Here is a 16882-nt window from a genome sequence, read left to right on the forward strand (position 1 = left end):
GTGTCGGAGGTGTCGGAGGTGTCGCAGTCCTGGCGGACGGCCCCGGGCGGCCCCCTCCCCTGGGGAGCGGACCGCCCGGAGCGTTCAGCGTGTCGTGTGCGTTCCGCGGGTCAGAGACAGAGCAGAACGCTGGCCGCGCTGACGCAGGACAGCAGGCTCACGGTGCTGTTGGCGCCGCTGGTGTGCTCGTCGGATTCCATCGTCTGAAGGTCGAGCAGGGCCATGGTGTGTCCTCTCATCGATTCATCGGTGAAATGTCACGTCCCGTGGGGACGGGTTGCGTCACGACTCCGTCGGGTTGTGGCGGAGCCGCGTCATGAGGGCCGCCGCGGCGGCGGGAGGAACGGCAGGTGCGCGGTGGCACCCGAGCCGTCCGGGTCGAGCGCACCGGCGAGGGCCAGCAGACAGCCCGCCGTCCCGGTGCCGAGGTCCATGGAGAGCCGCATCATCTGGTGCCCGGGGAAGGCGAGCTGGCCCTGGTAGGGCATCGCGAACCAGCCGAGGCCGGCGATCTGCTCGGCGAGCCGGGCCGGGGTCGCGCCGGGCGTGGTGGTGCGGGCGAGGTGCAGGATCATCCCGGCGCGGCCCTGGAAGAGACCTGGCTGCGCGTAGAAGCGTGAGGTGGCCGCGATGAGGATGCCGGCGCGGGCCCGCGCGAACTCCCCGGCCGAGCCCTCGGCGTGGGCCGCGTGGTCGTCGAGGACCGCTCCCACCCCCACGCTGCCGTCCCCGAGGTAGGGCAGGGTCCGCCACCCCTCGTCGACCTCCAGCGCACCGCCCTCGCGCTCCTCGCAGGCCGCGAGGTCCCGGCGCAGGGCGATGCCTGCCGCCTCCAGCAAGCGGCGGTCGCCGGTCTCCTCGTACTGCCGGAGCAGGAACAGCGCGGGTCCGCTCGCGCCCCGCAGCAGCCCGGCGCGGCGCCGCCGGGGCGGGTCCGGCACCGGTTCGGCGAGCCGTCGCACGACGATGTCGGCGGCCTCGGCGGCGCGCTCGCGCAGCTCCGGCTCCCCCGTCCGGCGCGCCAGGCCGCCGAGGACGAGCCCCAGTCCGGCCAGCCCGCCGTGCAGGTCCGAGGAGAGGTTCTGCCACCGCTCGCGCAGGATGCCGTCGACCAGATCCAGCGCCCGCTGCCGGTGGCCCAGCAGGTCCAGCACGTGGGCCACGCCCGCGAGGCCGTCGTACAGGCCGAGCGGAGTGCCCGTCGGGGCCGGGGCGGTGTGGTCGAGGAGCCAGCGCTCGCCGTCCTCGTGGCGTTCGGCGCCGGTGACCGCCAGCGCGTACAGCACACCGGCCGCGCCGTGCGCCAGCCCGAGTCCGCCGCCGTCGGAGAACTGGGCGACGTCCCCGGGGAAGAGCCGGTCGTCGCGCTCCGGCGTCGCCGACGCGAGGATCGCCTTGACCATCGAGTCACGGCTGTGCGGCCAGTCACCGGGCTCCACCCGGAAGGCCGGCGCCGACGGCACCCGGCCCGCGGCCGACGGCACCGGGCCCGCGGCCGACGGCCCCCGGCCCGCGGCCGACGGCCCCCGGCCCGCGGTCCGCACCGGCGCGCCGGACGCGCCGTCGTCCCGGTCGCCCACGTCCACCCGGACGTCACGGGTGATCTCCGCGACCGCCCCGTCCAGGAACTCCGCGGGGACGTCCGGGAACTGCTCGGCGATCACCTCGGCCAGATGGGCCGCCTTGCCCCGGTCGACCACGAACAACGTGGTGACCGGCAGGAACAGGGCCAGCCGCAGGCAGGCCAGCGCGTACCGGTCCACGTCGGCGCCCCGCCGGTCGGGAGGCGCGAAGAAGCCGGGGTGTGCCACGACCTGGCGGCCGTTCTCGCCGACCGGGGCCGCCGCCTCGAAGTCGATCAGGTACACCGACTCCTCGTCCGGCGCGACCATGATGTTGAAGACGTGCAGGTCGTTGAAGACGATGCCGCGCGCGTGCATCTTCCCCACCGCCCGTTCCACCGCCCCGTGGATCCGGACCGCCCACGCCGTGTACGCGGCGACCTCCACCGGATCGGGATCGGGGGAGAGCAGGGGGTGCCGCTCGGCGAAGAAGGAGTTGAGCGGACGTCCCTCGACGAGGTCCATGACCAGGAAGCGGTGGTCGCCGAGGGTGAACCAGTCCCGTACCTCGGGCACCACGCCGGTCCCGGCCACCGCCTCCAGGGCCCGCTTCTCCCGCTCCAGCCGGGTGATCGCGTCGGCCCCGTCCGAGGCCAGCCCCGCGTGCGGCCGGCCCTCCTTGAGGACGACCCTGCGCCCGTCCCGGGTGTCGGTGCCCGCGTAGACCCCGCCGCCGTTGGAGAAGTGCAGCGCCTTCTCGATGCGGTAGGGCAGCTCGCCCACCGTCGTCGTGTTGCGGGCCGCCAGGTGCGGCTCCAGGAACGGGGGCAGCGTCACCCACTCCGGCACCTGGAAGGAGGGCGCCCGCCGGTCCGGGACCAGGGCTCCGGAGCCGTCGCGCACGGCCGGCACCAGCGAGCCCCGGTCGTCGACGACGTAACGGCGCGCGAACGCCCCGTAGCGGACGTAGAGGGGGCCTTCGGACCAGCGCAGATCGGTCAGGATGTACGGGCCCTCGAAGCCCTCCAGCAGGGCGCCGAGCTCGCTCAGCACGGTGTGCAGCTGCTCCTCGTCGGACGGGTAGACGGTGACGAACTTGCCGCTGGTGTCGCGGCCCGCGTACTTGGTGTTGCGCAGGTGCAGCAGGTGCGGGCCCGGTACGAACTTGAAGGGCACACGGCGCGGCACGCAGTAGTCCCACACGATCGCCGCGATCCGTTCCGCGTTCGCCCGGGTGGCCGAGGCGTGGATCTTCCAGCCCTGGGCGGGACCCGGCGCCGGGGAGCCGTCGGCGGCGAGCGGTGTCAGGGTCAGCCAGTCGCCGGTGCGCGCCGAGGTCCAGCCCTCGGGGACCGGGCGGCGCGCCGTGTCGAACAGCGGCGCGGGCCCGTCGCCGGTCAGCCGGTCGGGCGTCTCGTAGAAGTGCGCGTCCGCCAACGCGTACACCTCGTACCGCTTGTCCATGCGTCCCCTTCCGTGGCGACGGCTCAGTGGCCCGGCCAAGAGACTCGCAAGCCGACGGGGGCCGTGCACAGTCACGCCTGTCACGAGAACCCTGTGCGGAACGCATGCGTAAAGACATGTTCGGTCCGTTTCGAGCACGGCCGGCGGGCGCTACCCCCGACCGCCTCCACGAAACACCCGGCCGCCCCCCGCGAAACCGCCGCAGGGGCTGCGCCGGGGCACCTTTGGCGCTGTAATGGCGGACGTGGTCAGTGAGGGTGCCGCGGAGCGCAGAACGGGGCCCCTGTGTGTCGAAATCGCGCTCAAGACGATCACGGCCGATCCCGCCTCGCCCGAACGGTTGAGGCGCACGCTCGAACTGGCACTCGTCTTCGCGGGCGCGGTCCTCGCGGCGGCCTACACATCGGGCGCCGAAGCGGACTCGCTGCGGCTGGTCGCGTCGGCCGGCGTCCCGAGGACCCTGTACGGACTGCGCGAGAGCTATCCGCTCGACGGCCACTCGCCGCCCGCCGCCGCCCACCGCGCAGGACGGCCGGTGTGGCTGGGCCCGGCGGAGCTCGCCGACTGCGCACAGGCCCCGCGGCTGCCCGCCCGGGACCTCCACCTGGCCGTGCTGCCCGTGCCCGGCACCACCGGCGGGTGTCTGCTCGCGCTGAGCGAGCGCCCCGGCGGCTTCGGCGCCGACGAGCGGGCCTGTCTGGAACTCCTCGCCGAGGCGGTCGTCCTTCCCGCCCCGGTCCTCCCCGCTCCCGCCCTCCCCGCCGACGGGGAGGAACTTCGCCCCCACGCCTTCAGCCTGGCCATGGACAGCGGCCGGGTCGAGGCCGGCGACGCGCTCCTGGAACTGTTCGGGATGAACCGGGACCGCTTCGACGGCCGGGTGGAGACACTGCTCGGGCTCACCGTCCCCGAGGACCTGCCCTCGCTGATGTCCGTCGTCGAGGCCGACCACATGTCGATCGGCGAGCGCGAACTGGAGTTCCGCGTCCTCCAGCCCGACGGGCCGCCGCGGTGGCTCAGGCTCCGCGGCCGGCTGCTGCCCGGGGACGGGAGGCCAGCACGGCTCGTCGGCACCGTCACCGACGCCTCCACCCTGCGCGGCGAGGTCAACGATGTCGCCCGCGTCCAGCGACTGGCCGCCGCGCTCGCCACCGCGGGCACCGTCGGCGACGTAGGACAGGCCGTCATCGCCGCCCTGCGCACCCCGCTGCGGGCCGACCGGATCGCGCTCGCCGAGCTGGAGAACGACCGGCTCGTGGTCACCGTCCTCGACCCTCCCGAACCCGAGTCCTGGCCACAGCTGTGGCAGCTGGAGTGGCGCGCCGAGTGGCCCGACGCGCCCGTGCGCGCCATGCCCACCCTCGCCGCCGCCCTGCGGGAGGGCCGCGCCCGGATCTGGCCCGCCGGGACGGCGCTGGAACCGGCCCTCGCCGAGGTCGGCCCCGGCGGTCTCGCCGTCCTGCCGCTGTCCGCCGGGGGACGCATGGCCGGCGCCTGCCTGATCGGCTGGGACGAGCCGCACGACTTCGGCCCGGACGAACGCGCCCTGCTCACCGCCTCCGCGGGCCTGGTCGGCCAGGCCCTGAGCCGTGCCCGCGCCTTCGACGCCGAGCACGAACTCGTCGGCATGCTCCAGCGCCAGCTGCTCCCGCGCCGCCTGCCGGAACTCCCCGGCGCCGTGGCCGTCGCCCGCTATCTGCCGGCCACCGCGGGACTGGAGCTGGGCGGCGACTGGTACGACGTCATCCCGCTGTCCGACCACCACGTCGCCCTGGTCATCGGCGACGTGCAGGGACACAGCGCGGGCGCCGCCACCCTCATGGGCCAGATGCGCACCGCGCTGCGCGCCTACGCGGCCGAGGGCCACCCGCCGGACGTCGTGGTCTCGCACGCCAACCGGCTCCTGATGGAACTGGAGACCGACCTCTTCGTCACCTGCTGCTATGTCGACGTCGACATGGAGGAGGGCACCGCCTGGTGCGTCCGGGCCGGACACCCGCCACCCGTCCTGCGGTACCCGGACGGCTCCACCGAGATCGCCGAGACGGACGGCGGCCCGCCGCTCGGCGTGGTGACCCGGGCCGAGTTCCCGATGACCCCGCTGCGCCTGCTGCCCGGCACCGTCGTCGCGCTGACCACGGACGGGCTCGTGGAGTCCGCCGACCTGGACATCGACACCGGACTGGACCGCCTCGCCCACGAACTGGCCGTGTCCGACCCCGCCCATCTGGGCCCCGTCGCCGACGCCCTGCTCGGCAGCGCGCACCGCGGCGACGACGTCGCCCTGCTCCTCATGCGCTACGACGGCATGGCCGTCAAACCCCTCCGCGAGGGCTGGACGGTGTGGCGGGTGCCCGAAGCGGCCCGGCAGGCCCGCCGCTTCACCCGGCGCACCCTGCGCTCCTGGGGCGTGCCCGCGGAGGCCATGGACACCGCCCTGCTCGTCGTCTCCGAACTGGTGACCAACGCCCTGGTGCACACCGACGGCCGGGTGCGTCTCGACCTCGTCCTGATCGGCCGCCGGCTGCGCGTCGCGGTGACCGACGCCTCGCCCCGCACCCCCGTCAAGCCGACCAGCCTGGGCTGGGAGGCCACCGGCGGCCGGGGCATCCTCCTGGTCGAGGCCACGTCCGACTCCTGGGGGACGGTACCGGTCAGCGGCGGCAAGCAGGTGTGGAGCGAACTGGCGCTGGACCACTGAACCACCCGGTCGCCACGTGTCCCGCACCGGTAAGGGGGTACCCGCCGCCCATGGACACCTTCGCCTCCGTCACCCTCGCGGCATCCGGAAAGTCCGTGCTGGCCACCGTCGCCTTCATCGTCGTCGGGATCGCTCTCGTCGGCGGTCTGATCTGGGCCTTCCGCCTCGGCATCAAGGTCCGTGAACGTGAGCCCGCGCCGCCGAAGCCGCACGAACAGCCCCGCAGGCCCGGCTCCGGCCCGGCCCACGAGACCCGCAGGGCCCGCGAGCCCAACGAGATGCCGGTGGCGACGGACGAGAGCGAACGCCTCACCCCGCACGAGCTGCGGCCCACCGGCAGCCGGGACAGCGCCGACCAGCGCCGCCCCCGCTGGGACGAGGGCTCCGGCGGCTCGTTCGGCAGCGGCGGCCAGGGTGCCCCCTGATCCGGGGAGAACCTCGCGACCGAGAGCGGTCGCCGGGCGGGAGTCCGGTGACCCGGAAGGGTGTGGAACCGTCGTGACCGCGCACATCGAACACGAACCGGCGGACCGCCGGGCCGAGACCGGCTGGGCGAGGGCCCGCCGGCTGCGCCGTGGACAGGCGGCGCCCCGTACCTGCCTGGCGGCCGTCGCCGCACCCGGCGGTGCGGCCGGGATGCAGTCCGGCCCCGAATGGAACATTGTCAGGGGTGAGGACTGACCGGCGCACGCTGCGCACAGGCGGAACGGATCGGTCGCTGCCGGGCGACCGGGGCTGGAGCGAGGCTCATGAAGGCTCTTGTGCTGTCCGGCGGGGCGGGGACACGCCTTCGGCCGATCACCCACACGTCGGCCAAACAGCTCGTCCCGGTCGCCAACAAGGCCGTGCTCTTCTACGGCCTGGAGTCCATCGCCGCCGCCGGCGTCACCGAGGTCGGCGTGATCGTCGGTGACACCGCGCAGGAGATCCGGGAGGCCGTCGGCGACGGCTCCCGGTTCGGCCTCGACATCACCTACATCCCGCAGGACAGACCTCTCGGCCTCGCCCACGCGGTGATCGTCGCCCGGGACTTCCTCGGCGACGACGACTTCGTGATGTACCTGGGCGACAACTTCATCGTCGGCGGCATCACCGACCTCGTCGACGAGTTCCGCAGGACCCGGCCCGACGCCCAGATCCTGCTCACCCGGGTCCCCGACCCCCGCGCCTTCGGCGTCGCCGAACTCGACGCCGCCGGGCAGGTCGTGGGCCTGGAGGAGAAGCCCCCGCACCCCAAGAGCGACCTCGCCCTGGTCGGCGTGTACCTCTTCACGCCCGCGATCCACGACGCCGTACGCGCCATCGGACCCTCCCGGCGCGGCGAGCTGGAGATCACCGACGCCGTCCAGCGGCTCATCGACACGGGCGCCCGGGTGCGCTCCACGATCATCAAGGGCTACTGGAAGGACACCGGCAACGTCGTCGACATGCTGGAGGTCAACCGGACCGTGCTGGAGGGCGTCGAGCGCCGTATCGACGGCGAGGTCGACGAGACCTCCGAGACGGTCGGCCGGGTCGTCGTGGAGGCCGGCGCCCGGGTGGTGAACTCACGCCTGGTCGGGCCCGTCGTCCTCGGCGCGGGCAGCGAGGTCCGCGACTCCTACGTCGGCCCCTTCACCTCCGTCGGCGAGAACTGCCGGATCACCGACAGCGAGCTGGAGTTCTCCATCGTGCTGCGCGACTCCTCCATCGAAGGGGTGGGCCGCATCGAGAACTCCCTGATCGGCCGGCACGTCGAGGTCACCCCGGCGACCGGCGTGTCCAGCGCCCACCGGCTGGTCCTCGGCGACCACAGCAAGGTACAGATCCACACATGAACCTCCTCGTCACCGGGGCCGCCGGATTCATCGGCTCCACGTACGTGCGCGGCCTGCTGGCCCGCGACCCCGCCGTGCGGGTCACCGTCCTGGACAAGCTCACCTACGCGGGCAGCCGCACCAACCTGCCCGCCGGACACCCCCGGCTCGACTTCGAGCACGGCGACATCTGCGACGCCGGCCTCGTCGACAAACTGACGGCCGCCGCCGACCAGATCGTCCACTTCGCCGCCGAGTCCCACGTCGACCGCTCCATCGACGGCGCCGGAGCGTTCGTCCGCACCAACGTCCTCGGTACCCAGACGCTGCTGGACGCGGCCCTGCGGCACGGCGTCGGGCCGTTCGTGCACGTCTCCACCGACGAGGTCTACGGCTCCATCGAGACCGGCGCCTGGACCGAGGACCACCCGCTGCGCCCCAACTCCCCCTACGCCGCCTCGAAGGCGTCCGCCGACCTGATCGCCCTCTCCTACCACCGCACCCACGGCCTGGACGTCCGCGTCACCCGCTGCTCCAACAACTACGGCCCGCACCAGTTCCCCGAGAAGCTGATCCCGCTGTTCGTCACCAACCTCCTGGACGGCGACCAGGTCCCCCTCTACGGCGACGGGCGCAACGTCCGGGACTGGCTGCACGTCGAGGACCACTGCGAGGCCGTCGACCTGGTCCGGACGAAGGGCCGCCCCGGCGAGGTCCACAACATCGGCGGCGGCACCCAGCTGAGCAACCGCGAGCTGACCGGGCTGCTCCTCGACGCCTGCGGGGCCGGCTGGGACCGGGTCAGGCACGTCGAGGACCGCAAGGGCCACGACCTGCGCTACTGCGTCGACTGGACGAAGGCCCGCACCGAGCTCGGCTACCGGCCCCGCCACGACTTCGCCGCCGGTCTCGCCGAGACGGTCGCCTGGTACCGGGACCACCGCGAGTGGTGGGAACCCCTGAAACGGCGGGTGCGCACCCCGTGAGATGGCTGGTGACCGGCGCGGGCGGGATGCTCGGCCAGGACACGGTGGCGGAACTGACCCGGCGCGGCGAGGACGTGACCGGCCTCGACCGCAGCGCCCTGGACATCACCCGGCCCGGGTCCGTGGCCCGGGCGTTCGCCGCGCACCGGCCCGACCTGGTGGTGAACTGCGCCGCCTGGACGGCCGTCGACGACGCCGAGACCGACGAGGCCCGCGCGCTGCTGGTCAACGGCGAGGGCCCCCGGCTGCTGGCCGCCGCCTGCGCCGCGCACGGCGCGCGACTCGTCCACGTCTCCACGGACTACGTCTTCGACGGCGCGGCGCGCGCCCCCTACCGGGAGGACCATCCGCCGGCCCCCCGCACCGCCTACGGCCGCACCAAGCTCGCCGGTGAGCTGGCCGTCCGCGCCGCGCTCCCCGACACCGCCGTGATCGTGCGCACCGCCTGGCTCTACGGCGTCCACGGCCGCAGCTTCGTCCGGACGATGCTGGACCTGGAGGCCCGCCGCGACACCCTCGACGTCGTCGACGACCAGCGCGGCCAGCCCACCTGGAGCGTAGACGTCGCCGCCCGCGTCGCCGATCTGGGACCGAGGGTCGGCCCCGGCGGCGCGACGGGCGTCTTCCACGCCACCGCGGCCGGCGAGGCCACCTGGTACGACCTGGCCCGCGAGGTGTTCCGGTGCGTCGGCGCCGACCCTGACCGGGTGCGCCCCACCACCTCCGACGCCTTTCCCCGGCCCGCGCCCCGGCCGGCCTGCACCGTCCTCGGGCACGGCCGGTGGCGGGAGGCGGGCCTGGCGCCGCCGCGCGACTGGCGCGCCGCGCTGAGGCAGGCCCTGCCCCTGATCCGCACAGCGTCCCCGGACACGGTGTCCCCGAAGGAGTCCCCACGTGAAACGCCATGAGTTCCTGCGGGAACTGCACAAGGTGACCGCCAACCGCAACTACCTGGAGATCGGCGTCAACGACGGCCGCAGTCTGCGGCTGTCCCGGGTGCCCAGCATCGCCGTCGACCCCGCGTTCAAGGTCACCTCGGAGATCCGCTGCGACGTCCACCTGGTGAAGGCCACCAGCGACGACTTCTTCGCGCGCCGCGACCCCCTCGCCCATCTCAAGGGCAGCCGTCACCCGCTGCGCAACCTCGCCCGGGGCCGCCACCCCCTCGGCCACTGGCGGCGCGCCACCCTCGACCTGTCCTTCATCGACGGCATGCACCTGTTCGAGTACGCGCTGCGCGACTTCATCAACATCGAGAAGCACTCCGACTGGTCGAGCGTGATCGTCTTCGACGACATGCTGCCCCGCGGCGTCGACGAGGCCGCCCGCGACCGGCACACCACCGCCTGGACCGGCGACGTCTTCAAGCTCGTCGAGATCCTGTCCCGCTACCGCCCCGACCTGGTGGCCGTCCCCGTGGACACCCGGCCGACCGGACAGCTCGTCGTCTTCGGCGCGGACCCGCGCAACCCCGTGCTGCGGGAGAAGTACCACGAGATCGTCGCCGAGTTCGACGTGCCGGACCCCCAGAAGGTGCCCGAGACGATCCTGGAACGGGTGCGGGCGGTGCGGCCCGAGACCCTGCTGCGGGCGGGCTTCTGGAAGCCCCTGGTACGGGCCCGCAACCGGGGTCTCGACCGTTCCCGGGGCTGGGAGCCGCTGCGCGGCGCCGTGGAGCGGGCGGCGGTCAGCCGCTGAGCCTCAGCTCCCGGTAGCGCTCCCGGCAGGCGGCGTACGACGGGAGCAGCCCCGACGCCCGCGCGCCCGCCAACGACGGGGCCCGCGCGTCCTTCTCCGACAGCACCGGCTCCGGGCCGCGCGGCCAGTCGATGCCCAGCGCCGGGTCCAGCGGGTGCACCCCGTGCTCGTGGTCGGGCGCGTACCCGGTCGAGCAGAGGTAGACCACGGTGGCCTCGTCGGTCAGGGCGAGGAAGGGGTGCCCGAGGCCCTCGGCGAGGAACACCGCGTGCCGGGTGTCGTCGTCCAGCCGGACCGCCTCCCACCGCCCGAACAGCGGGGAGCCCACGCGCAGGTCGACGACCACGTCGAGCACCGCCCCGCGGACACAGGTGACGTACTTGGCCTGCCCCGGCGGCACGTCCGAGAAATGGACCCCGCGCAGCACACCCCGTCGGGAGACGGAGCAGTTGGCCTGTGCGAGCTCCAGGCCGTAGCCGGTGGCCGCGCGGAACTCCGGTGTCCGGTACCACTCGTGGAAGCTGCCCCGCCCGTCGGGGAAGACCTTGGGCTCGATCACCCAGGCCCCTTCGATGTCCAGTGGCCGCACGGCGTCACCTCCTGCGGGGCGTGATGCTCTGGAGTGCCCGGTACAGCGCCCTGCGCACCCGGCGGGCCAGCCGTCGCGCACCGGCGGGCTGGGGCGCCGGCACCACGAGGACGCCGTCCGCCGCGATGTGCAGGGCGAACGGCAGCGGGTGGAAGCGCGCCCCGTCCGCGTCCGGGGTGAGGCACACCGTCGCCAGCCAGGTCCCGCCCAGCAGATCGCCGACCGGCAGGAGGGCCGCGAGCCGCCCGCCCGGCGACAGTGTCCCGACGACCTCGCGGGAGCCGCCGGACTTCGCCCCCGTCAGCCGCAGCAGCACATCGGCGGCCTCGGGCACGTGCAGCGGCAGGACCACCTGGAGCCGGTCCTCCACGACGGCGACGTCCCCGGCCGCCACACGGCCGAGGCCCAGCCGCTCGCCCGCGTGTCCGACGTCCAGCGCGAGGCTCGCGTACCGGTCGGTCCAGTACGGCAGCACCACGCGCCCCGCGACCACCGCGGCGGGCGGGACGGGACGGCCGTGGCGGGGCGCCGGCCCCAGGCGCAGTTCCTTGGTCCAACCGCCGAGGCCGACCCGCACGTACACGTCCCACAGTCCCTCGCCGGCCGGCCCGCCGCTCAGTGCGGTGGCGGGGTCGATGGTGGCGGTCGCCCGCAGGACGAGCCGCACCTGGCTGCCGTCGCCGCCGGCCGGCACCGTCTCCCGGACCACGTCCACCGGCTGGAAGTACTGGGCGGAGCTGGCCCGCTCCCGCAGCAGCAGGTCGGGCACGGCCCGGTCGAACCGCCCCACGGTGTCCGTGCCCAGCCACCGGACCGCCTCGGCCACGTCCCGCGGCGGCCACTGCGGGGAGCCCCCGGCGGACGGGAAGGTCATCGGCCCGCCGTCGTGCGTCAGCTCGGCGGCGAAGGCGATCCGCAGCACGCCGCCCTGCCAGGTGACGTCCTCCGGATCGACGGCGAGGGCGACGCCCGCCTCCCACTCCGCGAACGCGACGACGTCCTCGTAACGCGCGTCGGCGGCCAGCGCGGCCACGACCCGCTGGGTGGGCTGGAGCGGCGCCGCGACACCCGGTCCGAACCGCTCGACGACGACCGCGTGGATCTCCTCGAACAGCTCCCTGCGGTAGTCCTCGGGCAGGCCGAGGAAGCGTTTGCCGCGCAGCCGTTCGACCATCTCGACGCGCAGCCACCGCCGGAACAGCTTGTCGCGCAGCGGGCCCGGCTCGGTGTACCGCTCGACGACGTCGAGGGCCTCCCGGAGGTTCTTGAAGTACCCCGCCGGGTCGAACCGCCGGAAACCCGCGTTCCCGGCGTCGTCGCGTCTGACGTGGTAGTAGCAGACGTAGTCGCTCAGCACCGAGACGTTGTCCGCGCGCAGATAGGCCTCGGTGACGAAGACGTGGTCCTCCAGGCGCCGCCGCCCCTCGGGGAAGCGCAGGCCGGTGCGGTCCAGGAAGGCCCGGCGGATCATCTTGTGCGGGGTGAGGCTGTCGATCAGCGGCGCGTTCTCGACGGTGGCGTGCGGGCGGTTGACCCGGAACAGCTCCACCGGCACCCCGCGCCCCTTGCCGGCCATCTTGCCGACGACGACGTCGGCGTCGTTGGCGACCCCGTAGGCGTACATCCGCTCCAGAGCCTCGTCACCCAGGTGGTCGTCGTTGTCGACGAACATGACGTACTCGCCCCGGGCGGCGTCGATGCCGACGTTGCGCGGCTTGCCCGCCCAGCCGGAGTTCTCCTGGTGGACGACCCGGACCCGGGGGTCCTCGGCGGCGACGGCGTCCAGACGGGCCGGGGTGTCGTCGGTGGAGCCGTCGTCGACGAAGATCACCTCGTACGCGTCCGGCGGGAGCGACTGTCTCAGCAGGGAGGCGAGACACTCCTCGATGTAGGGACCGGGGTTGTAGACGGGGACGATGACGCTGACCTTGACCGGCATCGGGCTCCTGGCCCCCTCGCTGGATCGCTCTGCCGTGCTGGATCGCGCTGCCGTGCGCGGGACGGAGGGTGCGCGTGGCCCGATGCTAACCCCGCCGCCGACGCCCCACCTGTCCGGATCGTCCCGAGTCGCGTGCGGGAATCTCGTACGCTGGTGCCGTGCGCCTGCTGATCATGTCCGACACCCACCTCCCCAAGCGTGCCAAGGCGCTGCCCGCCCCGCTGCTCGACGAGATCCCGCGCGCGGACGTGGTGATCCACGCCGGGGACTGGGTCGACACGGACACGCTGGACCTGCTGGAGAGCCGCAGCCGCCGGCTCGTCGGGGTGTACGGCAACAACGACGGGCCGGGTCTGCGCGCCCGGCTGCCCGAGGTCGCCTTCGCCGAACTGGGCGGCCTGCGCTTCGGGGTCGTCCACGAGACGGGCCCCGCCCAGGGCCGCGAGGCCCGCTGCGCCGCCCGCTTCCCCGAACTGGACGTCCTGGTCTTCGGGCACAGCCACATCCCCTGGGACACCACCGCCCCCGGCGGACCGCGCCTGCTCAACCCGGGATCCCCGACCGACCGGCGGCGTCAGCCGTACTGCACCTACCTGACCGCCACCGCCGCCGACGGCAGGCTCACGGACCTCGTCCTGCACCGGCTGCCCCCGCGCCGATGACACAGAACCGGGCCGCGCCCGGCCGAGACGGTCGGGGGCGGCCCGGAACTTGCGAGTGTGCGTTGATTCAACGGACCTCCTTCCTTCGTCGGACGAAGGACAGAGGACATGCATGCCTGTCCGTTATGTGCGCGTACCCCGTTCGGGCGAGCCTCACACATCCCTCACGGAAAACGGAAAACCGGGACGGAAGGCGGCCGGCCCGTCTCACCGCGCGCGGTGGATGGCCCCGGCCGTCGCGGTCAGCGGAGCCCCGCTGCCACCCCAGCGCAGCGCGACGATCTCGGCGGCCACCGACACGGCGACCTCCTCGGGCGTCCGGGCCGCCAGGTCCAGCCCGACCGGTGAGCGCAGCCGGGCCAGCTCGGCCTCGGTGAGTCCGGCCCGGACGAGCCGCGCCCGGCGCTCGTCGTGGGTGCGGCGGCTGCCCATCGCCCCGATGTACGCGGCCGGCCGGCGCAGCGCCACCTCCAGCAGCGGCACGTCGAACTTCGGGTCGTGGGTCAGCACGCAGACGGCGGTGCGGTCGTCGGTGTCCGTGCCGCGCAGATAGCGGTGCGGCCAGTCCACGACGACCTCGACGCCCGGCGGGAAGCGCTTCGGGGTGGCGAAGACCGGCCGGGCGTCGCACACCGTGACGCGGTAGCCCAGGAAGGCGCCGATCCGGGCCACGGCGGCCGCGTAGTCGATCGCGCCGAACACCAGCATGCGCGGCGGCGGCGCGAAGGAGTGCAGGAACACCGCGACGGCGTCCTCGCGGCGCTGCCCGCGCGGCCCGTAGTGCCGCATGCCGGTGACGCCGAGCGCGAGCTCGCCGCGCGCGTCGGCCGTCACGGCGGCGTCCAGGCCCTCCGTGCCCAGCGTGCCGGAGGTCCGGTCAGCCCGGACGGCGAGGGTCGCTCCGCGCGGCGCGGGGCCGTCGGTGACCGTGGCCACCGTCACCGGCTCGCCCGCGGCGACGGACTCCGCGACGGCGCCGAACGACGGGTCGAGGCCGGGTGTGACCGGACGGACCAGCAGCGTGATCTCGCCGCCGCAGGTCAGCCCCACGGCGAAGGCGTCCTCGTCGCTGTAGCCGAAGGTCTCGAGCCGGGCCGTCCCGTCCGCCACGACCTCCCGGGCCAGCTCGAACACGGCGCCCTCCACACAGCCCCCGGACACGCTGCCCACGACCTCGTCGTCCGGCCCCACGGCCATCGCCGCGCCCGGGTCGCGCGGCGCGCTGCGGCTGACGGCGACCACGGTGGCGAGCCCGAACGGCGCACCGGCCGCGTACCACCGGTCCAGCACCGGGAGAATCTCGCGCACGATCGGTTCCCTTCCGGCCGCGACGGCCGCGTCGGCCGTCTCCCTGAACGGTAGTCCGCAGCCGCTCCACCCGCCGGTCCGCACCGCGCGGGGCTCCTGCGGTACGGGCGACCTGATCGCCAACTGGGTTGACAGGGAACGAACTTACTCGTGGGTCAGAAGGTATTGACGGTGTCCGGAAATCACCGGACTGTAGTGAACATGCCGAATATCCGGGCTCGTCTGCTCGCTGTTCTGGTGGTCCTCTGCGGACTCTGTGGCTTCCTGACGACGGCGGGCTCCCCGACCGCCGGCGCGGCCACGCTCCCCGACTCCCTCTCCTTCGACGGCACGGCGCTCACCGTCTCGGGCGGCCGCTTCGTCGACGCCACCGGCCGTGAGGTCGTACTGCGCGGCTACAACGTCTCCGGCGAGACCAAGCTCGCGGAGAACAAGGGCCTGCCCTTCGCCTCCGTCGCCGACGCCAGGAAGTCCGCCACGGCCCTGCGCGCCCTCGGCGGCGGCAACTCCGTCCGCTTCCTGCTCTCCTGGGCCTACGCCGAACCGGTGCGCGGCCAGGTCGACACCGCCTACCTGGCCGCCGCCACCGCGCAACTGGGCGCCTTCCTGGACGCGGGCATCCGGGTCTACCCCGATTTCCACCAGGACCTCTACTCCCGCCACCTGTTCCACTCCGGCAGCTGGTACACGGGCGACGGCGCTCCCGCGTGGGCGGTGGCTCTCGGCGGCTATCCGACCGAGTCCTGCGGCATCTGCTTCCTCTGGGGCCAGAACATCACCCAGAACGGCGCCGTGAAGGCCGCCCAGTACGACTTCTGGCACAACAACCACGGCCTCCAGGACTCCTTCCTGGCCACCGCCCAGAAGGTCATGGCGTACCTCAGGGCGAACCTCACCACCGAGCAGTTCACCGGCGTCCTGGGCTTCGACCCCTACAACGAGCCGTACGCCGGCACCTATGACTCCGGCCAGACCAGCCGCACCTGGGAACGCGACCTGCTGTGGCCGTTCTACGTGAAGTTCCGGGCCCGGATGGACGCGGCCGGCTGGACCGACAAGCCCGCCCTCGTCGAACCGAACCTCTTCTGGAACGGCAACGTCAGCAAGGAGGAGGGCGGCCTCCTCGACGCGGGCACGCTCGGCTCCCGCTACGTCTACAACACCCACTTCTACGACCAGAAGGCCATCTCCGGCGTCCTGATGTGGGGCAACGCGGCGGACGGCCAGTACGTGACGGACTTCGGCACCGTCCGCGACCGTGCCTCGGCGACCGGGACGACGGCGATCGTCAGCGAGTTCGGCCACCCTCTGAACGGCACCACCGCCGGCAAGGCCCCGAGCGTCCTGAAGGCGATGTACCAGGCCCTCGACTCCCGGGTGAAGGGGGCGAACTGGTGGACCACCCCGGCTACGTCCGGGCCGGTCCTCTCCGGTTCCCAGTGGCAGTGGGACATCTACAACGGCCGCCACCACGAGCTGATGAACGGCAACCCGGACAAGGTGCTCACGACCGGCGACGCCTGGAACGACGAGGACCTCTCCGCCGTGCGCCTGGACGACAGCGGCACGGTGACCCTCCGCCAGGACACCCGGCTGCTCGACCGGATCTACCCGAGCGCCACCTCCGGCACGACCGTCGCCTTCACCTACGAGGACCGCTCCCGCGACGGCTCCACCACGCTCACCTGGAACCCGGTTCCCGGCACCCTGCCCAGCACGAGACAGCTCGTCGGCTCCGGCCAGTACGGTCTGCTGGTGTGGCGCTCGAACGGCGGCACGGCACCCACCGAACTGCATCTGCCGGCCTCTTTCCCCACCGCCACGACGACGGTCGTCTCCGACCTCGGCACGGTGTACGCGCCGCCCGCGTACACGACCACCACGAAGATCGCCGCGGCCGCCGAACCGGGCGGCACGGGCAGCCGGCGCCTGCTGCTGAGCGCGCCGGACTCGGGCGCCGTGCACTACGCCCTGGTCGCCAACGGGTCGACCGCGCCCTCCGCGACCCTGCTGGCCGCCGCCCGCACCGAACTGTCCGCGTGGGTGACCCAGAAGGTCGGGTAGCCCCGCACGGCACCGCAGCGCCACGGCACGGAGACGGGGCGGGCGGCGGACCACCGCCACCCGCCCCGGTCCCGTGGGGCCCCTCCCGTGAGGGCCCCCTCCCGTGAGGATGC

At 73.6% G+C, this 16882-nt stretch carries 14 protein-coding genes; 9 read left to right on the forward strand and 5 right to left on the reverse strand.

The annotated features are described in order from the left end of the window. Positions 1-110: 110 nt before the first annotated feature. Together AOQ37_RS09965 and lanKC are read right to left on the reverse strand one after the other, a co-directional pair. Entirely contained in the window at positions 111-224 is a 114-nt protein-coding gene (locus tag AOQ37_RS09965; protein ID WP_062643346.1) for a SapB/AmfS family lanthipeptide, read from the reverse strand. 90 nt (positions 225-314) lie between these two features. Continuing rightward, entirely contained in the window at positions 315-3026 is a 2712-nt protein-coding gene (gene lanKC / locus AOQ37_RS09970) for a class III lanthionine synthetase LanKC (RefSeq protein WP_062643348.1), read from the reverse strand. 235 nt (positions 3027-3261) lie between these two features. On the opposite strand from lanKC, the gene AOQ37_RS09975 reads away from it, so the two are divergent. The 7 genes from AOQ37_RS09975 to AOQ37_RS10005 all read left to right on the forward strand — a co-directional run bounded on the left by AOQ37_RS09975 (position 3262) and on the right by AOQ37_RS10005 (position 10207). Beyond that, a complete protein-coding gene (locus tag AOQ37_RS09975; RefSeq protein ID WP_062643350.1) occupies positions 3262-5727 on the forward strand; it encodes a SpoIIE family protein phosphatase in 2466 nt (821 codons plus the stop codon). Positions 5728-5777: 50 nt separating this feature from the next. Then, positions 5778-6152: a DUF6479 family protein gene (locus tag AOQ37_RS09980; protein ID WP_063781135.1), complete on the forward strand. Its 375-nt coding sequence runs from the start codon at positions 5778-5780 to the stop codon at positions 6150-6152. Positions 6153-6225: 73 nt separating this feature from the next. Then, on the forward strand, positions 6226-6408 hold the full coding sequence (locus AOQ37_RS09985; protein WP_062643352.1) for a hypothetical protein: 183 nt from the start codon (positions 6226-6228) through the stop codon (positions 6406-6408). A 68-nt stretch (positions 6409-6476) separates the two neighbouring features. Continuing rightward, positions 6477-7544 (forward strand): glucose-1-phosphate thymidylyltransferase, encoded by a 1068-nt coding sequence (locus AOQ37_RS09990; protein ID WP_062643354.1) that lies wholly within the window; start codon positions 6477-6479, stop codon positions 7542-7544. Continuing rightward, positions 7541-8509 (forward strand): dTDP-glucose 4,6-dehydratase, encoded by a 969-nt coding sequence (gene rfbB / locus AOQ37_RS09995; RefSeq protein WP_062643356.1) that lies wholly within the window; start codon positions 7541-7543, stop codon positions 8507-8509. The genes AOQ37_RS09990 and rfbB overlap by 4 nt, the downstream gene beginning before the upstream one ends. After that, the gene (gene rfbD, locus AOQ37_RS10000) at positions 8506-9417 is read left to right on the forward strand and encodes a dTDP-4-dehydrorhamnose reductase (RefSeq protein WP_062643358.1); all 912 of its coding nucleotides are present in this window, start codon (positions 8506-8508) and stop codon (positions 9415-9417) included. Before rfbB ends, rfbD begins: the two co-directional genes overlap by 4 nt. Continuing rightward, positions 9404-10207, forward strand: a complete 804-nt coding sequence (locus AOQ37_RS10005) for a class I SAM-dependent methyltransferase (protein WP_062643360.1) — start codon at positions 9404-9406, stop codon at positions 10205-10207. The genes rfbD and AOQ37_RS10005 overlap by 14 nt, the downstream gene beginning before the upstream one ends. Here AOQ37_RS10005 and rfbC read toward each other — a convergent pair. Then, on the reverse strand, positions 10197-10796 hold the full coding sequence (rfbC, locus tag AOQ37_RS10010; protein WP_062643362.1) for a dTDP-4-dehydrorhamnose 3,5-epimerase: 600 nt from the start codon (positions 10794-10796) through the stop codon (positions 10197-10199). The genes AOQ37_RS10005 and rfbC overlap by 11 nt on opposite strands. A gap of 4 nt (positions 10797-10800) precedes the next feature. Continuing rightward, a complete protein-coding gene (locus AOQ37_RS10015) occupies positions 10801-12735 on the reverse strand; it encodes a glycosyltransferase family 2 protein (protein WP_062643364.1) in 1935 nt (644 codons plus the stop codon). Between the two features lie 158 nt (positions 12736-12893). On the opposite strand from AOQ37_RS10015, the gene AOQ37_RS10020 reads away from it, so the two are divergent. Then, positions 12894-13397: a metallophosphoesterase family protein gene (locus AOQ37_RS10020; protein ID WP_062643366.1), complete on the forward strand. Its 504-nt coding sequence runs from the start codon at positions 12894-12896 to the stop codon at positions 13395-13397. A gap of 207 nt (positions 13398-13604) precedes the next feature. On the opposite strand, the gene AOQ37_RS10025 is transcribed toward AOQ37_RS10020, so the two are convergent. After that, on the reverse strand, positions 13605-14705 hold the full coding sequence (locus AOQ37_RS10025) for an XdhC family protein (protein ID WP_062643617.1): 1101 nt from the start codon (positions 14703-14705) through the stop codon (positions 13605-13607). A gap of 201 nt (positions 14706-14906) precedes the next feature. Between AOQ37_RS10025 and AOQ37_RS10030 the strand changes: the two genes are divergently transcribed. Continuing rightward, a complete protein-coding gene (locus tag AOQ37_RS10030) occupies positions 14907-16769 on the forward strand; it encodes a hypothetical protein (RefSeq protein WP_062643619.1) in 1863 nt (620 codons plus the stop codon). Positions 16770-16882: the final 113 nt, after the last annotated feature.

The sequence above is a fragment of the Streptomyces maremycinicus genome, assembly GCF_001184025.1.
Classification (GTDB): Bacteria; Actinomycetota; Actinomycetes; order Streptomycetales; family Streptomycetaceae; genus Streptomyces; species Streptomyces maremycinicus.